Annotated in this window: 14 protein-coding genes; 10 read left to right on the top strand and 4 right to left on the bottom strand. The window is 51.3% G+C overall.

Going from position 1 to position 22,871, the window contains the following annotated elements; genetic code table 11:
- Nucleotides 1-19 precede the first annotated feature (19 nt).
- From ACJHX3_RS13120 to rcsC, 4 genes are all read left to right on the top strand, one after another.
- Complete coding sequence (locus ACJHX3_RS13120) at nucleotides 20-4,534, top strand: alpha-2-macroglobulin family protein (RefSeq protein ID WP_171766472.1); 4,515 nt, start codon at nucleotides 20-22, stop codon at nucleotides 4,532-4,534.
- Nucleotides 4,535-6,184: a YfaQ family protein gene (locus tag ACJHX3_RS13115; RefSeq protein WP_094308655.1), complete on the top strand. Its 1,650-nt coding sequence runs from the start codon at nucleotides 4,535-4,537 to the stop codon at nucleotides 6,182-6,184.
- 4 nt (nucleotides 6,185-6,188) lie between these two features.
- Nucleotides 6,189-6,965, top strand: a complete 777-nt coding sequence (locus ACJHX3_RS13110; RefSeq protein ID WP_087890680.1) for a YfaP family protein — start codon at nucleotides 6,189-6,191, stop codon at nucleotides 6,963-6,965.
- Nucleotides 6,966-7,239: 274 nt separating this feature from the next.
- Nucleotides 7,240-10,089: a two-component system sensor histidine kinase RcsC gene (rcsC, locus tag ACJHX3_RS13105; RefSeq protein ID WP_000876013.1), complete on the top strand. Its 2,850-nt coding sequence runs from the start codon at nucleotides 7,240-7,242 to the stop codon at nucleotides 10,087-10,089.
- A gap of 85 nt (nucleotides 10,090-10,174) precedes the next feature.
- Here the strand turns inward: rcsC and rcsB are convergent, their stop codons facing one another.
- Nucleotides 10,175-10,825 (bottom strand): response regulator transcription factor RcsB, encoded by a 651-nt coding sequence (gene rcsB, locus ACJHX3_RS13100; protein WP_001061917.1) that lies wholly within the window; start codon nucleotides 10,823-10,825, stop codon nucleotides 10,175-10,177.
- Nucleotides 10,826-10,841: 16 nt separating this feature from the next.
- On the bottom strand, nucleotides 10,842-13,514 hold the full coding sequence (gene rcsD / locus ACJHX3_RS13095; RefSeq protein ID WP_087890681.1) for a phosphotransferase RcsD: 2,673 nt from the start codon (nucleotides 13,512-13,514) through the stop codon (nucleotides 10,842-10,844).
- A 738-nt stretch (nucleotides 13,515-14,252) separates the two neighbouring features.
- On the opposite strand from rcsD, the gene ompC reads away from it, so the two are divergent.
- The 6 genes from ompC (at nucleotide 14,253) to mqo (ending at nucleotide 21,897) form a co-directional block, all read left to right on the top strand.
- Entirely contained in the window at nucleotides 14,253-15,359 is a 1,107-nt protein-coding gene (ompC, locus tag ACJHX3_RS13090) for a porin OmpC (RefSeq protein ID WP_000865595.1), read from the top strand.
- A gap of 111 nt (nucleotides 15,360-15,470) precedes the next feature.
- Nucleotides 15,471-16,526, top strand: coding sequence for an FAD:protein FMN transferase ApbE (apbE, locus tag ACJHX3_RS13085; protein WP_042097460.1), 1,056 nt, complete (start codon nucleotides 15,471-15,473; stop codon nucleotides 16,524-16,526).
- Nucleotides 16,527-16,599: 73 nt separating this feature from the next.
- Nucleotides 16,600-17,664, top strand: a complete 1,065-nt coding sequence (gene ada, locus ACJHX3_RS13080) for a bifunctional DNA-binding transcriptional regulator/O6-methylguanine-DNA methyltransferase Ada (protein WP_094308657.1) — start codon at nucleotides 16,600-16,602, stop codon at nucleotides 17,662-17,664.
- Nucleotides 17,664-18,314, top strand: a complete 651-nt coding sequence (gene alkB, locus ACJHX3_RS13075; protein ID WP_094322022.1) for a DNA oxidative demethylase AlkB — start codon at nucleotides 17,664-17,666, stop codon at nucleotides 18,312-18,314. The genes ada and alkB overlap by 1 nt, the downstream gene beginning before the upstream one ends.
- A 75-nt stretch (nucleotides 18,315-18,389) precedes the next feature.
- A complete protein-coding gene (gene yojI, locus ACJHX3_RS13070; protein WP_094322023.1) occupies nucleotides 18,390-20,033 on the top strand; it encodes a microcin J25 efflux ABC transporter YojI in 1,644 nt (547 codons plus the stop codon).
- A 217-nt stretch (nucleotides 20,034-20,250) separates the two neighbouring features.
- The gene (mqo, locus tag ACJHX3_RS13065) at nucleotides 20,251-21,897 is read left to right on the top strand and encodes a malate dehydrogenase (quinone) (protein ID WP_000758076.1); all 1,647 of its coding nucleotides are present in this window, start codon (nucleotides 20,251-20,253) and stop codon (nucleotides 21,895-21,897) included.
- Nucleotides 21,898-22,046: 149 nt separating this feature from the next.
- Here mqo and eco read toward each other — a convergent pair whose 3' ends face one another.
- Together eco and yojO are read right to left on the bottom strand one after the other, a co-directional pair.
- Nucleotides 22,047-22,535: a serine protease inhibitor ecotin gene (eco, locus tag ACJHX3_RS13060; RefSeq protein ID WP_000849212.1), complete on the bottom strand. Its 489-nt coding sequence runs from the start codon at nucleotides 22,533-22,535 to the stop codon at nucleotides 22,047-22,049.
- A gap of 132 nt (nucleotides 22,536-22,667) precedes the next feature.
- The gene (yojO, locus tag ACJHX3_RS13055; RefSeq protein ID WP_001296837.1) at nucleotides 22,668-22,832 is read right to left on the bottom strand and encodes a protein YojO; all 165 of its coding nucleotides are present in this window, start codon (nucleotides 22,830-22,832) and stop codon (nucleotides 22,668-22,670) included.
- Between the last annotated feature and the right edge of the window lie 39 nt (nucleotides 22,833-22,871).

The following is a 22,871-nucleotide window of genomic DNA, read 5'->3' as shown; positions in this document are numbered from 1 at the left end:
GTGCTTGTCCCTGTCTCTTGTGGGAACAAGGCTTGCCAATGCTGATGATTCGCTTCCTTCCAGCAACTATGCGCCGCCCGCCGGGGGAACATTCTTTTTGCTCGCTGACAGCAGTTTTAGCAGCAGTGAAGAGGCGAAAGTGCGACTGGAAGCGCCGGGGCGTGATTATCGACGCTATCAGATGGAAGAGTACGGCGGCGTGGACGTTCGCCTGTATCGTATTCCTGACCCGATGGCATTTTTGCGCCAGCAGAAAAACCTGCATCGCATTGTGGTGCAACCGCAATATTTGGGCGACGGGCTGAACAATACGCTGACCTGGCTGTGGGATAACTGGTACGGCAAATCTCGCCGCGTGATGCAGCGTACTTTTTCTTCTCAGTCTCGGCAGAATGTGACTCAGGCGTTACCCGAATTACAGCTCGGCAATGCCATTATTAAACCTTCCCGTTATGTACAGAACAGCCAGTTTTCACCGCTGAAAAAATATCCACTGGTGGAACAGTTCCGTTACCCACTATGGCAGGCTAAACCGGTCGAGCCGCAGCAAGGGGTAAAACTGGAAGGCGCATCCAGCAATTTCATCTCGCCGCAGCCGGGTAACATCTATATTCCTCTCGGCAAACAAGAGCCGGGACTGTACCTCGTCGAGGCGATGGTCGGTGGATATCGGGCGACGACGGTGGTATTTGTCTCTGATACCGTGGCGCTTAGCAAAGTGTCGGGTAACGAGCTCCTGGTGTGGACCGCGGGTAAAAAACAGGGTGAAGCGAAGCCGGGATCAGAGATCTTGTGGACTGACGGTCTTGGCGTGATGACCCGCGGTGTGACCGATGACAGCGGTACCTTGCAGTTACAACATATATCGCCGGAACGTTCATACATTCTGGGTAAAGATGCTGAAGGCGGCGTTTTTGTCTCCGAGAATTTTTTCTACGAAAGCGAAATTTACAACACCCGCTTGTATATCTTCACCGACCGCCCTCTGTATCGCGCAGGCGATCGTGTTGATGTCAAAGTGATGGGCCGCGAGTTCCACGACCCGTTGCATTCATCCCCCATCGTTAGCGCCCCGGCGAAGCTTTCAGTGCTGGACGCCAACGGCAGTCTGTTGCAAACCATCAATGTCACGCTGGATGCGCGTAATGGCGGGCAGGGGAGTTTCCGCCTGCCAGAAAATGCCGTCGCCGGAGGTTATGAGTTACGCCTGGCTTACCGCAAACAGGTCTATAGCAGCAGTTTTCGCGTAGCCAACTACATCAAACCACATTTTGAGATTGGCTTAGCCCTCGACAAAAAAGATTTCAAAACTGGCGAAGCGGTCAGCGGCAAACTGCAACTACTCTATCCGGATGGCGAACCGGTAAAAGATGCCAGCGTGCAGTTGAGTTTGCGCGCTCAGCAATTATCAATGGTTGGTAACGATTTGCGTTATGCCGGACGTTTCCCGGTGTCGCTGGAAGGTAGCGACGCTGTTTCTGACGATAAAGGCAATGTAGCGTTAAACCTTCCCGCCGCCGATAAACCGAGCCGCTATTTGTTAACCGTCTCCGTCAGTGACGGCGCAGCGTATCGCGTCACCACCACCAAAGAGATCCTCATTGAACGCGGCCTGGCGCATTACTCTTTAAGTACCGCCGCACAATACAGTAATAGTGGCGAGTCGGTTGTGTTCCGTTATGCCGCGCTGGAATCTTCAAAACAGGTTCCTGTTACGTATGAATGGTTGCGTCTCGAAGACCGCACGAGCCATAGCGGAGAGCTACCGTCAGGCGGCAAATCCTTTACCGTCAATTTCGATAAACCGGGTAACTACAATCTGACGTTACGCGATAAAGACGGCTTAATTCTCGCCGGGTTAAGCCATGCAGTCAGCGGTAAGGGCAGCACGTCGCATACTGGTACGGTAGATATCGTGGCAGATAAAACGTTGTACCAGCCTGGCGAAACCGCGAAGATGCTGATTACCTTCCCGGAGCCAATTGATGAAGCATTATTGACGCTGGAACGCGATCGCGTTGAACAGCAGTCGCTGCTATCGCATCAGGCAAACTGGCTGACGTTACAACGTTTAAACGATACCCAGTATGAAGCCCGCGTACCGGTGAGCAATTCCTTTGCGCCTAACATCACTTTTTCGGTGCTGTATACCCGTAACGGTCAGTACAGTTTTCAGAACGCCGGGATCAAAGTTGCCGTTCCCCAGCTGGATATCCGGGTGAAAACGGACAAAACCCATTACCAGCCTGGTGAACTGGTCAATGTCGAATTAACCTCGTCGCTAAAAGGTAAACCTGTTTCTGCGCAGCTAACGGTTGGTGTGGTCGATGAAATGATCTACGCGCTGCAACCGGAAATCGCGCCGAATATCGGCAAATTTTTCTATCCGCTGGGGCGTAACAATGTGCGTACCAGCTCCAGTCTGTCGTTTATCAGCTACGACCAGTCGCTCTCCAGCGAGCCGGTTGCGCCTGGCGCGACTAACCGCAGCGAGCGGCGAGTAAAAATGCTTGAACGTCCACGGCGTGAAGAGGTGGATACCGCGGCATGGATGCCGTCACTCACAACCGATAAACAAGGCAAAGCGTATTTCACGTTCCTGATGCCTGATTCGTTAACCCGCTGGCGCATTACCGCGCGTGGGATGAGCGGCGACGGGTTGGTCGGGCAGGGGAGTGCTTATCTGCGTTCGGAAAAAAATCTCTACATGAAGTGGAGTATGCCAACGGTGTATCGCATGGGCGACAAACCGGCAGCAGGACTGTTTATCTTCAGTCAGCAGGATAACGAACCGGTGGCGCTGGTGACTAAATTTGCAGGCGCTGAGATGCGCCAGACGCTGACGCTGCACAAAGGGGCGAATTATATTTCGCTGACGCAGAACATTCAGCAATCTGGCTTGTTAAGCGCAGAACTGCAACAAAATGGGCAAGTGCAGGACAGCATTAGCACAAAACTGTCTTTTGTGGATAACAGCTGGCCCGTTGAACAGCAGAAAAATGTCATGCTCGGCGGTGGCGATAACGCGCTGATGTTGCCCGAGCAGGCGAGCAATATCCGGCTACAAAGTAGTGAAACGCCGCAGGAGATTTTCCGTAACAATCTTGATGCGTTAGTCGATGAACCGTGGGGTGGCGTGATCAACACCGGTAGCCGTCTGATCCCGCTCAGTCTCGCCTGGCGTTCGCTTGCCGATCATCAAAGTGCCGCCGCTAACGACATTCGTCAGATGATTCAGGATAACCGTCTGCGGCTGATGCAACTGGCGGGGCCCGGAGCGCGCTTTACCTGGTGGGGTGAAGATGGCAATGGTGACGCCTTCCTTACGGCATGGGCATGGTACGCCGACTGGCAGGCCAGCCAGGCGCTCGGCGTAACGCAGCAACCGGAATACTGGCAACATATGCTCGACAGTTATGCCGAGCAGGCGGACAACATGCCGTTATTGCATCGGGCGCTGGTGCTGGCGTGGGCACAGGAGATGAATCTGCCGTGCAAAACGTTGTTGAAAGGGTTGGATGAAGCTATCGCCCGGCGCGGAACTAAAACTGAAGATTTCTCTGAGGAAGACACCCGCGATATCAATGACAGCCTGATCCTCGATACACCGGAATCTCCACTAGCAGATGCGGTGGCAAACGTCTTAACCATGACGTTGCTGAAAAAAGCGCAGTTGAAGTCCACTGTGATGCCACAGATTCAGCAATACGCGTGGGATAAAGCGGCAAACAGCAATCAGCCGCTGGCGCACACAGTTGCGCTGCTCAATAGCGGGGGCGACGCTACCCAGGCGGCTGCTATTTTAAGTGGTTTGACCGCTGAGCAATCCACTATTGAACGCGCGCTGGCCATGAACTGGCTGGCGAAATATATGGCGACAATGCCTCCAGTTGTTTTGCCTGCGCCTGCGGGCGCATGGGCCAAACATAAGTTAACTGGAGGGGGCGAATACTGGCGTTGGGTTGGTCAGGGCGTGCCGGACATTCTCTCTTTTGGTGACGAATTATCGCCGCAAAATGTGCAGGTCCGCTGGCGTGAACCGGCAAAAACGGCTCAACAAAGTAACATTCCGGTGACCGTTGAACGCCAGTTGTATCGGCTTATCCCCGGTGAAGAAGAGATGAGCTTTACTCTGCAGCCGGTGACCAGCAATGAGATTGACAGCGATGCGCTGTATCTCGATGAAATTACGCTTACCAGCGAGCAGGATGCAGTTCTGCGCTATGGTCAGGTGGAAGTACCGCTCCCGCCGGGAGCCGACGTTGAGCGCACAACATGGGGCATTTCAGTCAATAAACCCAACGCCGCGAAACAGCAGGGGCAGTTGCTGGAAAAAGCGCGAAATGAAATGGGCGAACTGGCCTATATGGTGCCGGTGAAAGAACTGACGGGAACGGTCACTTTCCGCCATTTGCTGCGCTTCTCGCAAAAAGGGCAATTCGTTCTGCCTCCTGCTCGTTATGTGCGTTCCTATGCACCTGCACAGCAAAGTGTTGCGGCAGGGAGCGAATGGACCGGGATGCAGGTGAAATAAGTGAACTGGCGCAGAATCGTCTGGCTATTAGCGTTGGTTACTCTGCCAACGCTTGCGGAGGAGACGCCGTTACAACTGGCGCTGCGGGGCGCGCAGCATGACCAACTGTATCAGTTATCGTCGTCAGGCGTGACCAAAGTCTCGGCATTACCTGACACGCTCACCACGCCGTTAGGGAGTTTGTGGAAACTGTATGTTTACGCCTGGCTGGAGGATACCCATCAACCGGAGCAGCCCTACCAGTGTCGCGGAAACTCCCCGGAAGAGGTTTATTGTTGTCAGGCTGGGGAGAGTATAACGCGCGATACCGCGCTGGTACGTTCCTGTGGGCTCTATTTTGCGCCGCAGCGGTTGCATATTGGCGCAGATGTGTGGGGGCAATACTGGCAACAGCGTCAGGCACCTGCGTGGTTAGCGTCTCTTACTACGCTGAAGCCAGAAACCTCGGTAACGGTTAAATCGCTGCTTGATTCATTAGCGACGTTACCTGCGCAAAACAAAGCTCAGGAAGTCTTACTGGATGTGGTGCTGGACGAGGCGAAAATCGGTGTCGCATCCATGCTCGGTAGTCGGGTACGGGTGAAAACCTGGAGCTGGTTTGCTGATGATAAGCAGGAAATCCGTCAGGGTGGTTTTGCTGGCTGGTTAACCGATGGTACACCGCTGTGGGTTACTGGCAGCGGCACCAGCAAAACGGTACTGATCCGTTATGCGACGGTGCTTAATCGGGTTTTGCCAGTGCCGACGCAAGTTGCCAGCGGGCAATGTGTCCTGGTGGAGCTGTTTGCCCGCTATCCGCTGAAGAAAATCACGGCGGAAAAGAGTACGACGGCAGTAAAACCCGGCGTACTTAATGGGCACTATCGTGTGACGTTTGCCAATGGTAACCACATTACATTTGTCAGCCACGGTGAGACGACCTTACTGAGCGAAAAGGGCAAACTGAAATTGCAGTCGCATCTCGATCGTGAAGAGTATGTTGCCAGAGTTCTGGATCGCGAGGCGAAAAGTACGCCACCTGAGGCAGCGAAAGCCATGACCGTGGCGATACGCACTTTTTTACAGCAAAACGCCAATCGGGAAGGCGATTGCCTGACCATCCCTGACAGCAGCGCCACGCAGCGTGTTTCTGCTTCGCCAGCGACCACGGGGGCGCGAACGATGACCGCCTGGACGCAGGATCTTATCTATGCGGGCGATTCGGTTCATTATCACGGCAGTCGCGCTACCGAAGGGACGCTTTCCTGGCGGCAAGCCACGGCCCAGGCGGGGCAGGGAGAGCGTTACGACCAGATACTCGCGTTTGCTTATCCCGACAACAGCCTTAGCCGCTGGGGAGCGCCACGCTCAACCTGCCAGTTATTACCCAAAGCGAAAGCCTGGCTGGCGAAAAAAATGCCGCAGTGGCGGCGTATGTTACAAGGCGAGACAGGGTACAACGAACCAGACGTGTTTGCGGTCTGTCGTTTAGTCTCAGGTTTCCCCTATACCGATCGGCAGCAGAAACGGCTGTTTATTCGTAACTTCTTTACGCTTCAGGATCGGCTGGATTTAACCCATGAGTATCTGCACCTGGCCTTTGATGGTTATCCCACCGGGCTTGATGAGAACTATATCGAAATGCTGACCCGACAATTATTAATGGACTAATGCTATGCGAAAGATTTTTCTTCCGTTGTTACTGGTGGCGCTTTCGCATGTTGCCCATGGCGAAGGTGTGCAGGAAGTCGAGATTGATGCACCGCTATCTGGCTGGCATCCGGCAGAGGGTGAAGATGCCAGTTTTTCACAATCGATCAATTACCCGGCGTCGTCCGTCAACATGGCAGATGATCAAAATATCTCAGCGCAGATCCGCGGCAAAATAAAGAATTATGCTGCGGCGGGTAAAGTTCAGCAGGGCCGGCTGGTGGTCAACGGTGCCAGTATGCCGCAGAGAATTGAATCCGATGGTTCATTTGCACGCCCTTATATTTTCACTGAAGGCAGCAACAGCGTGCAGGTCATCAGCCCAGATGGGCAAAGCCGACAAAAAATGCAGTTTTACTCAACGCCGGGCGCTGGAGTGATCCGCGCGCGTTTACGGCTGGTTCTCTCCTGGGATACGGACAATACCGACCTCGATCTTCACGTTGTCACACCTGATGGCGAACACGCCTGGTACGGTAACACCGTGCTGAAAAACAGTGGTGCACTGGATATGGATGTCACGACGGGGTACGGACCCGAGATTTTCGCCATGCCAGCGCCAGTTCACGGACGCTATCAGGTGTATATCAACTACTATGGCGGACGCAGCGAAACGGAATTGACGACCGCCCAACTGACGCTGATCACCGATGAAGGATCGGTCAATGAGAAACAGGAAACATTTATTGTACCGATGCGTAATGCTGGCGAGTTGACGCTGGTGAAAAGTTTTGACTGGTGATCCATCCTTTCACACAACCTGGCTCTCTCTTTTTTCAGATAAGACTGCTGGGCGATCTGCCGACGCCAGGATATAACCATTAACAAGCGTCGGCAGATTGGTCATTTCTTGTTGTTCGTACGGAAAACTGTCCATTTACTCCGGCTTTCCTGATTAAGGCAATGGTTTCTAAGCGATACGCATTATTGCAATGGTGACAGAACATTGCGGTAACACGCTTTTACCGCTACCTTAACCACACTCCATCGGTCACCTGAGGCGGAGCTTCGCCCCTTTGAAATACCTTGCTTCTTTTCGTACAACCCTGAAAGCCTCGCGCTACATGTTCAGAGCATTGGCGTTAGTGCTCTGGCTGTTGATTGCTTTTTCATCCGTTTTTTACATCGTGAATGCGTTACATCAGCGAGAATCGGAAATTCGTCAGGAATTTAATCTGAGTTCCGATCAGGCTCAGCGCTTTATTCAACGTACCTCTGATGTGATGAAAGAGCTGAAGTACATCGCTGAAAATCGCTTATCGGCAGAAAACGGTGTGCTTTCCCCGCGTGGACGAGAAACGCAGGCGGATGTGCCTGCGTTTGAACCGCTGTTTGCCGACTCCGATTGTTCCGCAATGAGTAACACCTGGCGAGGCTCTCTGGAGTCATTGGCGTGGTTTATGCGCTACTGGCGCGATAATTTCTCTGCGGCTTACGATCTCAACCGGGTATTTTTAATCGGCAGCGATAACCTTTGCATGGCCAATTTCGGTCTGCGTGATATGCCAGTGGAACGCGATACCGCGTTGAAAGCTTTGCATGAACGCATCAATAAATATCGAAATGCACCACAAGATGATAGCGGCAGTAACCTCTACTGGATCAGCGAAGGTCCGCGCCCTGGCGTCGGGTATTTTTACGCGTTGACGCCAGTTTATCTGGCGAACCGGTTGCAGGCGCTTTTGGGTGTCGAGCAGACCATCCGGATGGAGAACTTTTTCTTACCAGGTACGTTGCCGATGGGGGTTACCATTCTTGATGAAAATGGTCATACCCTCATTTCGCTTACCGGACCAGAAAGTAAAATTAAGGGCGATCCTCGCTGGATGCAGGAACGCTCCTGGTTTGGCTATACGGAAGGGTTCCGGGAGCTGGTGCTGAAGAAAAATCTGCCACCCTCATCGCTAAGCATCGTTTATTCGGTGCCGGTTGATAAGGTGCTGGAACGCATTCGCATGTTGATCCTTAACGCAATTTTGCTGAATGTGCTTGCCGGAGCTGCATTGTTTACTCTCGCGCGGATGTACGAGCGACGTATTTTCATTCCGGCGGAAAGCGACGCCCTGCGACTGGAAGAACATGAGCAGTTTAATCGCAAGATTGTCGCCTCCGCGCCAGTGGGTATCTGCATTTTGCGTACCGCTGATGGCGTCAATATTTTAAGTAACGAACTGGCGCATACCTATCTCAATATGCTTACGCATGAGGATCGCCAACGGCTGACACAAATTATCTGTGGGCAGCAGGTCAATTTTGTTGATGTCCTGACCAGCAACAATACCAATCTGCAAATCAGCTTCGTCCATTCGCGCTATCGTAATGAAAACGTGGCCATTTGTGTGCTGGTGGATGTTTCTTCGCGCGTGAAGATGGAAGAGTCGTTGCAGGAGATGGCACAAGCAGCGGAACAGGCGAGCCAGTCAAAATCGATGTTCCTTGCCACCGTCAGTCATGAGCTGCGAACGCCGCTGTATGGCATTATCGGTAACCTGGATCTGTTGCAAACCAAAGAGTTACCGAAAGGCGTCGATCGTCTGGTGACGGCAATGAACAACTCTTCCAGCCTGTTATTGAAAATTATCAGCGATATTCTCGATTTCTCGAAAATTGAATCAGAACAGTTGAAGATCGAACCGCGTGAGTTTTCACCGCGTGAAGTGATGAACCACATCACCGCCAACTATTTACCGCTGGTGGTACGCAAGCAGTTAGGCTTGTACTGCTTTATTGAACCGGATGTGCCAGTGGCCTTAAATGGCGACCCGATGCGTTTACAGCAGGTCATCTCCAACCTGTTGAGTAACGCCATAAAATTCACCGATACCGGCTGTATAGTTTTGCATGTTCGCGCTGATGGCGATTATCTCTCTATCCGTGTTCGCGATACCGGCGTGGGGATTCCGGCGAAAGAAGTCGTGCGCTTGTTTGATCCCTTCTTCCAGGTCGGAACGGGCGTACAGCGAAACTTCCAGGGGACCGGTCTGGGTCTGGCGATTTGTGAAAAACTGATCAGCATGATGGACGGCGATATCTCGGTAGATTCAGAACCGGGAATGGGCAGCCAGTTTACCGTGCGTATTCCGTTGTACGGCGCTCAGTACCCGCAGAAAAAAGGCGTGGAAGGGTTGAGTGGTAAACGCTGCTGGCTGGCGGTCCGCAATGCGTCGCTCTGTCAGTTCCTGGAAACCAGTTTGCAGCGCAGCGGCATCGTCGTTACAACATACGAAGGGCAGGAACCGACTCCCGAAGATGTGTTAATCACTGACGAGGTAGTGAGCAAAAAATGGCAGGGTAGAGCGGTAGTGACCTTCTGTCGTCGCCATATTGGTATTCCGCTGGAGAAAGCGCCAGGGGAGTGGGTACACAGTGTGGCTGCCCCGCATGAGCTACCGGCATTGTTGGCGCGTATTTATTTGATCGAGATGGAGAGCGATGATCCTGCTAACGCTCTGCCGTCGACGGACAAAGCGGTCAGCGATAACGACGATATGATGATTCTGGTTGTGGATGATCATCCGATTAACCGGCGTCTTCTGGCAGATCAGTTGGGATCGTTGGGCTATCAATGTAAAACCGCGAATGATGGCGTCGATGCGCTTAATGTACTTAGCAAGAATCATATTGATATCGTGCTTAGCGACGTCAACATGCCAAATATGGATGGTTACCGCTTGACGCAACGCATTCGTCAGTTGGGACTGACGTTGCCGGTAATCGGAGTAACTGCTAATGCGTTGGCTGAAGAGAAGCAGCGGTGTCTGGAGTCTGGTATGGACAGCTGCCTGTCGAAGCCGGTAACGCTGGATGTGATAAAACAGACGCTAACGGTATATGCCGAGAGGGTCAGGAAATCGCGGGATTCGTAGGACGGATAAGGCGTTTACGCCGCATCTGGCATTCAGTGCAAATGCCAGATGCGACGCTGACGCGTCTTATCTGGCCTACAGATGATTAGTCTTTATCTGCCGGACTTAAGGTCACAGAAGAGAGATAATTCAGCAGAGCAATATCGTTCTCGACACCCAGCTTCATCATCGCAGATTTCTTCTGGCTACTGATGGTTTTGATACTGCGGTTCAGCTTTTTAGCGATCTCGGTCACCAGGAAGCCTTCAGCAAACAGGCGCAGAACTTCACTCTCTTTTGGCGAGAGACGCTTGTCACCGTAACCACCAGCACTGATTTTTTCCAACAGGCGAGAAACGCTTTCCGGGGTAAATTTCTTCCCTTTCTGCAGCGCGGCGAGAGCTTTCGGCAGATCGGTCGGTGCACCTTGTTTCAGCACGATCCCTTCGATATCCAGATCCAATACCGCACTAAGAATCGCCGGGTTGTTGTTCATAGTCAGAACAATGATCGACAGGCTTGGGAAATGGCGCTTGATGTACTTGATTAAGGTAATGCCATCGCCGTACTTATCGCCAGGCATGGAGAGATCGGTAATCAACACATGCGCATCCAGTTTCGGCAGGTTGTTGATCAGTGCTGTAGAGTCTTCAAATTCGCCGACAACATTCACCCACTCAATTTGCTCAAGTGATTTGCGAATACCGAACAAGACTATCGGATGGTCATCGGCAATAATTACGTTCATATTGTTCATGTAATAGGCTACCTTGCTACAGCAAGCTCTTGACATAACTGTCAATGTCGCTGATGTATTTTTCTATTCCTGGAACATCCTTCTCACGAATCAGATGTTCCAGCGTTTCACATAACTGCTTGCCGGGTACCAGATTTAGCATGGCAAATACGCCTTTAAGACGATGAGCCGTTTGGGCTAACGCAGCAAAGTCACTGGTTGCTGCTTCAGTATACAGCCTCTTAACATCATCCGGTACTGTGTCTACAAAGAGCGCATAATAGCCGCTGGCATGGAGTTGCGCATTTTCATCTCCGCCCAGAGGCGATTCTGTCACCTCTTCCTGCGCCAGTTGCACTTCAATTAATTGTAAGACCGCTTCCTGCATAGCGTTGCTCATATTGAAGTTGACGCACAATTGACCAGGCCCAATTTCCCGTACGCCAGACTCATCATCGCTTAAAAGCAAGCCAGAGGCAGTAAGATTAGACGGATTATCCGTTAAAAAGATATCATAATCTTGACTAATTAATCTTTCATCGGGTGTGATACAGGTTGCACCCCAATTTTCTAACTGGCGAGTGACAATATTCCGAATTTCTGCCGAAGTAACATCCACCATTACGCAGACATCATCCAGTAATCGCTCTTCTTCCTCTTCAACTTCCGGGTCAGCTGCGAGCATTTTGATATGCACAGAGTAGCGTGTACCAAGCCCATCCCGCGTTTTGATGTTTAAATGACCGCCCAGTTTACGCGCCAGTTGATCGCTCAGCCAGAATGCCAGCGGGTCCGCCTTGCCATAGCGATCGTTTTGGGTCTGGTTGATAAACGGGAAGTGCAAATTATCCATTTCATGAATGCTTACGCCTTCTCCAGTGTCCAGAATGCGGAACGTCAGGCGGTCTTCGGAGGACTCATCCTGATCAACCTCAAGGGTGATTTTTCCCAATTGCGTTGAGGTCACGGCATATTGTATCAGTAACAGCAAAATACGTCGTAAGGCATCGCGATCGCCGCGGCGCATATCGTGTGCTTTCAGATGATTGTTAATCAGCAGTTGCAGACCTTTACGCTTGATGGCAGGCAACACTGAAGGCACAACTTCATCAATCAAATCCTGCACGTAGAACAGCACCGTCTCACTTTTCCAGCTATCGTCCGCAAGCATGTTCGCTAACTGTATTTCATCGACCAGCCGCACCAGCACATCAGCCTGATTCGCCAGTTGTTTGCTTTCCGGGGCGTTGAGTTTAGCCGCGCTTTCCGCCAGGGACTGTGCGGGTTCTTTCAGCGCATCGCCAATGTTTTTCATAAAGGTCATCCGCCCCTGCTGGTTTTTCTCATACAGACGCTGCGCCTGCTTGAGTTTCTTGTTTACCAGCACTTCGCGATCCTGATCGCGAATAATGAAAATTTGTGTGCGCGGCGCGACCTGGCTGCGGAACATGCGGATCTCATACAGCTCGTTATTAATCGTCGCCTGAATAATCCCCTGATGCTGTTCCGCCATGGTGGTGATGTTTTGCAGATTCAAATGCGGCAGCAAATGATCGGCAATTTTGTTACTTATGACAGTGCGGTTCGATTCCTGATCGTGAACCAGCAGGCCGAGCGGCAGCAGTGAGACTATCTCTTCATTGATTGCCCGTAAAATGCGCAATTCGTTATTGACCGCCGTGTTGGGTAGACTTTCTGTACTGCGACTGGAGAAATGGCGAAATGTGGTATAGCCAAATAACGCCAGCGCCAGCAAACCGATGTTCAGCAGCAGTGGCAGCAGAATGTTTTGCAACGTATCCAGCAATAAGGTGCCATAAGGAACCTGCCAGACCAGTCGCATATCGGTAGAGTTGAGTGCCGAGGAGATTTCAATCTTCGTACTGTTAAAGTGGATACTGACGCTATCCGTCCCTTCTTTCTCATTCTCATTGTTTCCCGTTGCCGTCGCGTCTGGCTCAAGGCGGAAACTGTCCAGCGGCATACCCGGCGGGATCAAATCATTAATCGGCAGATCAAAAGCCACGACCGTTGCCAGATGTCCTGGCTGGTTGAACGTGGTACGCAAGGTAAAGTAATGACCGTTCTGCCAGGCCAGGCGGCGCATGTTAGAAAAACTTTCGCGTTCATCGAGGGCGTTGGCCTGTTGCAACATCTCTGCACGACGTGAATCAACAATGTCGCTGACGGTCGATTCTTTAAATCCGGAGGTGAGATCTTTGAGGGGCAGGGTTGAGATCAGCACCAGACTGTTATCCTGACCATTCAGGTAATACATCGACCACGGTACATTTTCTGCGCCCCACAATGTGTCCAGATAGGTGGACATCCGTTGAGTCATCTCAAGCGTTGAGTTGTCGTGAGAGCCAAAGATTAACGCTTCCGTTTTGCGGCGTGGTTTTTCCAGATAGTAGACATCCTGTTTCAGGCGCGTCTCTTGTAAACCTTCTCCGGAGGAGGGGGAGGTCGTCGCGGCAATGTTGTCGTAGATCTGCCAGGTCACGTAACGCCAGGTATCGACGCGCTTTTGGATTGCGTGGGTAATGTCGACAATCTGGTAACTTTTATCTTTCAGCCAGGCGTTAACGGCGCTTTGTACCATTACCCCCATCGTCACCAGTAACACAATGATCAACAGTAAAAAGAAGCGGGTAATGCTCCCCGGTAGGAGTGAAAAGCGGGTCGTGGCCGTTGTCTCTTTCTGACGCATTCGTGTTTATGACCTGTTAAAACTTCGCGAAGTGATAGGGCAGTATAAAGGGTACAGTGTGAAATTCCAGACTCTTACCTGATTGATGATTCTCTATTCTCCCGTGATATTTATCATCCTGCATTGGGTGAAATAGATGTACAAGCGCCATTTTGCTGTACAAATAACCTACAAAAAGCCCAACGAAATTAATTGCAAATAAACGAAGATTGCTGGAAATTATGCCGATGTTAATTATTTGTGAAATAGTTAACAAGCGTTATAGTTTTTCTGTGGTAGCACAGAATAATGAAAAGTGTGTAAAGAAGGGTAAAAAAAACCGGATGCGAGGCATCCGGTTGAAATAGGGGTAAACAGACATTCAGAAATGAATGACGGTAATAAATAAAGTTAATGATGATAGCGGGAGTTATTCTAGTTGCGAGTGAAGGTTTTGTTTTGACATTCAGTGCTGTCAAATACTTAAGAATAAGTTATTGATTTTAACCTTGAATTATTATTGCTTGATGTTAGGTGCTTATTTCGCCATTCCGCAATAATCTTAAAAAGTTCCCTTCTATTTACATTTTGAAACATCTATAGCGATAAATGAAACATCTTAAAAGTTTTAGTATCATATTCGTGTTGGATTATTCTGCATTTTTGGGGAGAATGGACTTGCCGACTGATTAATGAGGGTTAATCAGTATGCAGTGGCATAAAAAAGCAAATAAAGGCATATAACAGAGGGTTAATAACATGAAAGTTAAAGTACTGTCCCTCCTGGTCCCAGCTCTGCTGGTAGCAGGCGCAGCAAACGCTGCTGAAGTTTACAACAAAGACGGCAACAAATTAGATCTGTACGGTAAAGTAGACGGCCTGCACTATTTCTCTGACAACAAGTCAGAAGACGGCGACCAGACCTATGTACGTCTTGGTTTCAAAGGCGAAACTCAGGTTACTGACCAGCTGACCGGTTACGGCCAGTGGGAATATCAGATCCAGGGCAATACCTCTGAAGACAACAAAGAAAACTCCTGGACCCGTGTGGCATTCGCAGGTCTGAAATTCCAGGATGTTGGTTCTTTCGACTACGGTCGTAACTACGGCGTTGTTTACGACGTAACTTCCTGGACCGACGTACTGCCAGAATTCGGTGGCGACACTTACGGTTCTGACAACTTCATGCAGCAGCGTGGTAACGGCTTCGCGACCTACCGTAACACTGACTTCTTCGGTCTGGTTGACGGCCTGAACTTTGCTGTTCAGTACCAGGGCAAAAACGGTAGCGTAAGCGGCGAGGGCATGACCAACAACGGTCGTGATGCTCTGCGTCAGAACGGCGACGGCGTTGGCGGTTCTATCACTTATGATTACGAAGGCTTCGGTATCGGTGCTGCAGTTTCCAGCTCCAAACGTACTGATGCTCAGAACACCGCTGCTTACATCGGTAACGGCGACCGTGCTGAAACCTACACTGGTGGTCTGAAATACGACGCTAACAACATCTACCTGGCTGCTCAGTACACCCAGACCTACAACGCAACTCGCGTAGGTTCCTTGGGTTGGGCAAACAAAGCACAGAACTTCGAAGCTGTTGCTCAGTACCAGTTCGACTTCGGTCTGCGTCCGTCTGTAGCCTACCTGCAGTCTAAAGGTAAAAACCTGGGTGTCATCAATGGTCGTAACTACGACGACGAAGATATCCTGAAATATGTTGATGTTGGTGCGACCTACTACTTCAACAAAAACATGTCCACCTACGTTGACTACAAAATCAACCTGCTGGACGACAACCGCTTCACCCGTGACGCTGGCATCAACACTGATGACATCGTAGCTCTGGGTCTGGTTTACCAGTTCTAATTTCGATTTATATCGAACAAAGGGCCTGCGGGCCCTTTTTTCATTGTTTTCAGCGTACAAACGCGTTTTTTTGGTGTACTCTTGCGACCGTTCGCATGAGGATAATCACGTATGGAAATAAGCTTTACCCGCGTGGCACTGCTGGCTGCCGCGCTCTTCTTTGTTGGTTGCGATCAAAAACCACAACCCGCCAAAACCCACGCTACCGAAGTTACCGTTCTTGAAGGCAAAACCATGGGAACCTTCTGGCGTGCCAGCATCCCTGGCATTGACGCCAAACGCAGTGCTGAACTTAAAGAGAAGATTCAGACCCAGCTGGACGCTGACGATCAGCTGCTTTCGACCTATAAAAAAGACTCTGCGCTGATGCGCTTTAACGACTCGCAAAGTCTGACACCGTGGCCGGTAAGTGAAGCGATGGCCGATATCGTCACCACCTCGCTACGTATTGGCGCAAAGACCGATGGCGCGATGGATATTACTGTTGGGCCGCTGGTGAATCTGTGGGGCTTTGGCCCGGAACAACAACCAGTACAAATTCCGAGCCAGGAACAAATTGATGCAATGAAAGCCAAAACCGGCTTACAGCACCTGACTGTCATCAATCAGTATCATCAGCAGTACCTGCAAAAAGATCTTCCGGATTTATATGTCGATCTCTCTACCGTCGGTGAAGGTTATGCGGCGGATCACCTGGCACGCTTGATGGAGCAGGAAGGGATTTCCCGCTATCTGGTGTCGGTGGGCGGCGCGCTGAACAGCCGTGGTATGAACGGTGCAGGCCAGCCGTGGCGGGTAGCGATTCAAAAACCAACCGATAAAGAAAACGCGGTTCAGGCCGTGGTGGATATCAACGGTCATGGGATTAGCACCTCTGGCAGCTACCGTAACTATTACGAACTGGACGGTAAACGTCTTTCTCATGTTATCGATCCGCAAACCGGGCGTCCCATCGAACACAATCTGGTATCCGTGACGGTGATTGCCCCGACGGCGCTGGAAGCCGATGCCTGGGATACTGGCTTGATGGTACTGGGGCCGGAGAAAGCCAAAGAGGTTGTTCGCCGGGAAGGGCTGGCGGTTTATATGATCACCAAAGAGGGCGATAATTTTAAAACCTGGATGTCGCCGCAGTTTAAAAGCTTCCTTATCAGCGAAAAAAATTAAAGCGCAAGATTGTTGGTTTTTGCGTGATGGTGACCGGGCAGACTAAAGGCTATCCTTAACCAGGGAGCTGATTATGAAAAACGCCACATGCTTAACTGACGATCAACGCTGGCAATCTGTCTTAGCCCGTGACCCGAATGCCGACGGCGAATTCGTTTTCGCCGTGCGCACCACAGGCATCTTTTGCCGTCCGTCTTGCCGCGCCAGACATGCCTTGCGGGAAAATGTCTCCTTCTACGCAAATGCCAGCGAGGCACTCACCGCCGGATTTCGCCCCTGCAAACGCTGCCAACCCGATAAAGCCAATGCCCAGCAACATCGGTTGGATAAAATCACCCACGCGTGTCGACTGCTGGAACAGGAAACGCCTGTAACGCTGGAAGCCTTAGCCGACCAGGTGGCGATGAGTCCATTTCATTTGCATCGGTTGTTTAAAGCGACTACCGGAATGACGCCTAAAGCCTGGCAACAGGCCTGGCGCGCTCGCCGTTTGCGCGAATCGCTGGCGAAAGGGGAGAGCGTGACGACGTCTATTCTTAACGCCGGATTCCCCGACAGCAGCAGTTACTACCGCAAAGCCGATGAAACGCTGGGCATGACGGCTAAACAATTCCGTCATGGTGGCGAAAATCTGGCGGTGCGTTACGCGCTGGCTGATTGTGAGCTGGGCCGTTGCCTGGTGGCAGAAAGCGAGCGGGGGATTTGCGCGATATTGTTGGGCGATGATGATGCGACACTAATCAGCGAGTTGCAGCAGATGTTTCCCGCTGCCGACAACGCGCCTGCCGATCTGACGTTTCAGCAACATGTGCGTGAAGTGATCGCCAGCCTCAATCAACGCGATATGCCGCTGACGTTACCGCTGGACATTCGCGGTACTGCTTTTCAGCAACAAGTCTGGCAGGCACTGCGCACGATACCTTGTGGTGAAACCGTCAGTTATCAGCAACTGGCGAACGCCATCGGCAAACCGAAAGCGGTACGGGCCGTTGCCAGCGCCTGTGCCGCCAACAAGCTCGCTATCGTTATACCTTGTCATCGGGTGGTCCGTGGTGATGGCTCACTTTCCGGTTACCGCTGGGGCGTGTTGCGTAAAGCACAACTGCTGCGCCGCGAAGCTGAGAATGAGGAGAGGTAATGTTGGATCTGTTTGCCGATGCTGAACCGTGGCAAGAACTACTGGCGGCTGGAGCGGTGATTTTGCACCGTTTTGCTTTTAACGCTGCGGAGCAACTGATCCGCGATATTAATGACGTTGCCAGCCAGTCGCCGTTTCGCCAGATGGTCACTCCAGGCGGATATACCATGTCGGTGGCGATGACCAACTGTGGGCATCTGGGCTGGACGACCCATCGGCAAGGTTATCTCTATTCGCCCATTGATCCGCAAACAAATAAACCGTGGCCCGCCATGCCACAAAGCTTTCATGATTTATGTCAACGTGCGGCTACGGCGGCGGGCTATCCAGATTTCCAGCCAGATGCTTGTCTTATCAACCGCTACGCTCCTGGCGCGAAACTGTCGCTGCATCAGGATAAAGACGAACCGGATCTGCGCGCGCCAATTGTTTCTGTTTCTCTGGGCTTACCCGCGATTTTTCAATTTGGCGGCCTGAAACGAAATGATCCGCTAAAAAGATTGTTGTTGGAACATGGCGATGTGGTGGTATGGGGCGGTGAATCGCGGCTGTTTTATCATGGGATTCAACCGTTGAAAGCGGGGTTTCATCCACTCACCGCCGACTGCCGCTACAACCTGACATTCCGTCAGGCAGGTAAAAAAGAATAAAAATAAGAATTATTATTGCTGTGTGCGCGAAGATGTTTAAACTGCGGGCTGTAATTCATTGTCCGGGTTTTCTGCATGGAACTTCTTGTACTTGTCTGGCGGCAGTATCGCTGGCCATTTATCAGTGTGATGGCGCTAAGCCTCGCCAGTGCGGCATTAGGCATTGGCTTAATTGCTTTTATCAATCAGCGCCTTATCGAAACGGCGGATACCAGTCTGCTGGTGTTGCCGGAGTTTCTGGGATTATTGCTGCTGTTGATGGCAGTCACTCTCGGATCGCAACTGGCGCTCACCACTTTGGGGCATCACTTCGTTTACCGACTGCGTAGTGAATTTATCAAGCGGATTCTGGATACCCACGTCGAGCGCATTGAACAACTCGGTAGCGCCTCGTTGCTGGCGGGGTTAACCAGCGATGTGCGCAATATCACCATTGCTTTTGTGCGTCTGCCGGAGCTGGTGCAGGGGATCATTCTCACTATCGGTTCCGCGGCGTATCTGTGGATGCTGTCGGGCAAAATGTTGCTGGTAACGGCTATCTGGATGGCGATCACCATCTGGGGCGGTTTTGTGCTGGTGGCGCGGGTGTACAAACATATGGCGACCCTGCGTGAAACCGAAGACAAGCTGTACACGGATTTTCAAACCGTACTCGAAGGGCGCAAAGAGCTGACTCTGAACCGGGAACGCGCCGAGTATGTGTTTAACAACCTCTACATTCCTGATGCGCAAGAGTATCGCCATCATATTATCCGCGCAGATACCTTCCATCTTAGTGCCGTGAACTGGTCAAACATCATGATGCTGGGCGCAATCGGTCTGGTGTTCTGGATGGCGAACAGTCTCGGTTGGGCTGATACCAACGTTGCCGCGACCTATTCGTTGACGCTGTTATTCCTGCGTACGCCGCTGCTTTCGGCGGTTGGCGCATTACCGACGCTGCTGACGGCGCAGGTGGCGTTTAACAAGCTGAACAAATTCGCACTCGCGCCTTTCAAAGCAGAGTTTCCGCGCCCACAGGCGTTTCCCAACTGGCAAACGCTGGAGCTTCGTAACGTGACGTTTGCTTATCAGGATAACGAGTTTTCCGTTGGGCCGATTAATCTCACCATCAAACGTGGCGAGCTGCTGTTTCTGATTGGTGGCAACGGTAGTGGAAAATCGACGCTGGCGATGTTGCTGACGGGCTTGTATCAGCCACAAAGCGGCGAAATCTTGCTGGATGGCAACCCTGTCAGCGGCGAACAACCGGAAGATTATCGCAAACTGTTTTCGGCAGTGTTTACCGATGTCTGGCTGTTTGATCAACTGCTGGGGCCGGAGGGGCAACCCGCTAACCCGCAACTGGTTGAGAAGTGGCTGGCGCAGCTGAAAATGGCTCATAAGCTTGAGTTAAGCAACGGGCGTATTGTTAACCTGAAGTTATCAAAAGGGCAGAAAAAACGCGTGGCGCTGTTGCTGGCGCTGGCAGAAGAACGCGATATTATCCTGCTGGATGAATGGGCGGCGGATCAGGATCCACACTTCCGTCGTGAGTTTTATCAGGTGTTGCTGCCGCTGATGCAGGAGATGGGTAAAACTATTTTCGCCATCAGTCATGATGATCATTACTTTATCCACGCCGACCGCCTGCTGGAAATGCGCAACGGGGAACTTAGCGAGCTGACAGGCGAAGAGCGCGATGCTGCTTCGCGTGATGCCGTTGCCCGGACGGCATAATATTACGACGCTGACCTGGCGGACTGCTGCCGCCAGGTCAATATGCTAAAAATCCCTTCATTTCTAATAACCCTATAATTAATCAACGAAATTATAATGTTTCTAAAATTAGAATATAATTTATAAACATTATTTAAATGTTGTTACTTAAGTGTTACCGTTGATGCCGCGCAAATCTCAACTGCAATAAAGCGACTAAAAGTAAGGCATTAACAAGATGAAAAAAGTGACTGCCATGCTCTTCTCGATGGCCGTGGGGCTTAATGCCGTTTCGATGGCGGCAAAAGCGAAAGCGTCCGAGGAGCAGGAAACTGATGTACTGTTGATTGGCGGCGGCATTATGAGCGCCACGTTGGGGACCTATTTACGCGAGCTGGAGCCTGAATGGTCGATGACCATGGTGGAGCGCCTGGAGGGTGTCGCGCAGGAGAGTTCGAACGGCTGGAACAACGCCGGAACCGGGCATTCTGCACTGATGGAACTCAATTACACTCCGCAAAACGCCGATGGCAGCATCAGTATTGAAAAAGCAGTCGCCATTAACGAAGCATTCCAGATTTCCCGCCAGTTTTGGGCACACCAGGTCGAACGTGGTGTGCTGCGAACCCCACGTTCATTTATTAATACCGTTCCACATATGAGCTTTGTCTGGGGCGAGGATAACGTCAATTTCCTGCGCGCCCGTTACGCCGCGTTGCAACAAAGCTCGCTGTTTCGCGGTATGCGTTACTCTGAAGATCACGCGCAGATCAAAGAGTGGGCACCGTTAGTGATGGAAGGGCGCGATCCGCAACAGAAAGTTGCAGCCACGCGTACGGAAATTGGTACTGATGTGAACTATGGCGAGATCACCCGCCAGTTAATTGCTTCCTTGCAGAAGAAATCTAATTTTTCGCTGCAACTCAGCAGCGAAGTCCGCGCCCTAAAGCGTAATGACGATAACACCTGGACCGTCACTGTTGCCGATCTGAAAAACGGCACTGCACAGAACATCCGCGCCAAATTTGTCTTTATCGGCGCGGGCGGTGCGGCGCTGAAGTTGTTACAGGAATCGGGTATTCCGGAAGCGAAAGACTACGCCGGTTTCCCGGTGGGCGGACAGTTCCTTGTTTCGGAAAACCCGGACGTGGTTAATCACCATCTGGCGAAGGTTTACGGTAAAGCATCCGTTGGCGCACCACCGATGTCGGTTCCGCATATCGATACCCGTGTTCTGGACGGTAAACGCGTCGTGCTGTTTGGGCCATTTGCCACCTTCTCAACCAAATTCCTCAAAAACGGTTCATTGTGGGATCTGATGAGTTCCACCACCACCTCTAACGTGATGCCGATGATGCACGTCGGGCTGGATAATTTCGATCTGGTGAAATATCTGGTGAGTCAGGTGATGTTGAGTGAAGAGGATCGTTTTGAAGCGTTGAAAGAGTACTATCCGCAGGCGAAAAAAGAGGACTGGCGTTTGTGGCAAGCGGGACAGCGCGTACAGATTATCAAGCGTGATGCCGAGAAAGGTGGCGTACTGCGTCTGGGTACCGAAGTGGTCAGCGACCAGCAAGGGACTATTGCCGCGCTGCTGGGGGCATCGCCAGGTGCGTCAACCGCCGCGCCGATTATGTTGAATCTGCTGGAAAAAGTATTTGGCGATCGCGTTTCCAGCCCGCAATGGCAGGCAACGTTGAAGGCGATCGTTCCGTCTTATGGACGCAAGCTGAACGGTGATGTAGCGGCAACGGAGCGCGAGTTGCAGTACACCAGCGAAGTGCTGGGGCTGAAATACGACAAACCGCAAGCAGCAGATAGTACGCCGAAACCGCAGTTGAAACCGCAACCCGTTCAAAAAGAAGTGGCGGATATTGCGTTGTAATGATGTGCCACATCCGGCATGGTATGCCGGATGTGGCGTATGCTGATAAGACGCGCCAGCGTCGCATCAGGCAACCGGCTTGGGCGTTAGATGTCGGATGCGGCGTGACCGCCTTATCCGACCTACGGGGTGGAGCACTTCACGGCAGTTTAGCGGACTACCGCGTTGTCAATTTTCTCTTCCGCCTTCCAGATGCGGTACTTCACATCCACATTGTCTGGCGTATACACCACGATCGGCAGCTTGCTGTTATAACGCAGCATTCCGGCATCGCCCAGATACGCGGTGACAAATTTCTTCTCTTTCTTGCCATCCGGGCAGGCCATCATCGTCGAAACCGGGGAACTGACTTTATCAAAGACATAATAATCATAGCCCCAGCCTTCCAGCGTTTTGCTTTCCAGCTTCCCGCCGAGACGATGCAAATTGCAATCGACTTCCAGCGTCTGACCGATTAACAGTTCTACTTTCAGGGTAGATTCATCTTCTTGCGGGGTTAACTGAATCACCTGACGCTTCATGCCTTTTTCAGCTTGCGGATAAGGCGCGATTTTTTCCAGTGGCTGGACGCTCTCTGCCGCCCAGGCGGAGGTGGTGGCGAAAGCGGCAAACAATACTGCAGGTAGAATGGTCTTCATTTTTGCTTTCCTTCTTCATTTATAGGTTTTCACCGATGATGTCGCTGAAGGTTAACATATTCATCAGATTTATTAATTTGCTTTATGAATAACTTAAAGAACATTCAGATAATTTTACCTGCTCTTTTAGTGTTAAATTCTGATGAGAGAGCAAACCAACAGAAATATTTCTGGTGAATTAATCGCTATATAAATATGTTTATAACCATTTGAAATGTGAGCAAAAGCCCGTTTTTGCCACGCTTCCCGCCACTCTTTTGATCCTGCTACAGGTTTTACCCCGATCGGGGTATGCATCTTTGACACATCCTTTAATATCTTAGCGGCTATAAAAAT

Source organism: Escherichia sp. WS1265 (genome assembly GCF_046487585.1).
Lineage (GTDB): Bacteria > Pseudomonadota > Gammaproteobacteria > Enterobacterales > Enterobacteriaceae > Escherichia > Escherichia coli.
This window is presented reverse-complemented; position numbering and strand designations above follow the sequence as displayed.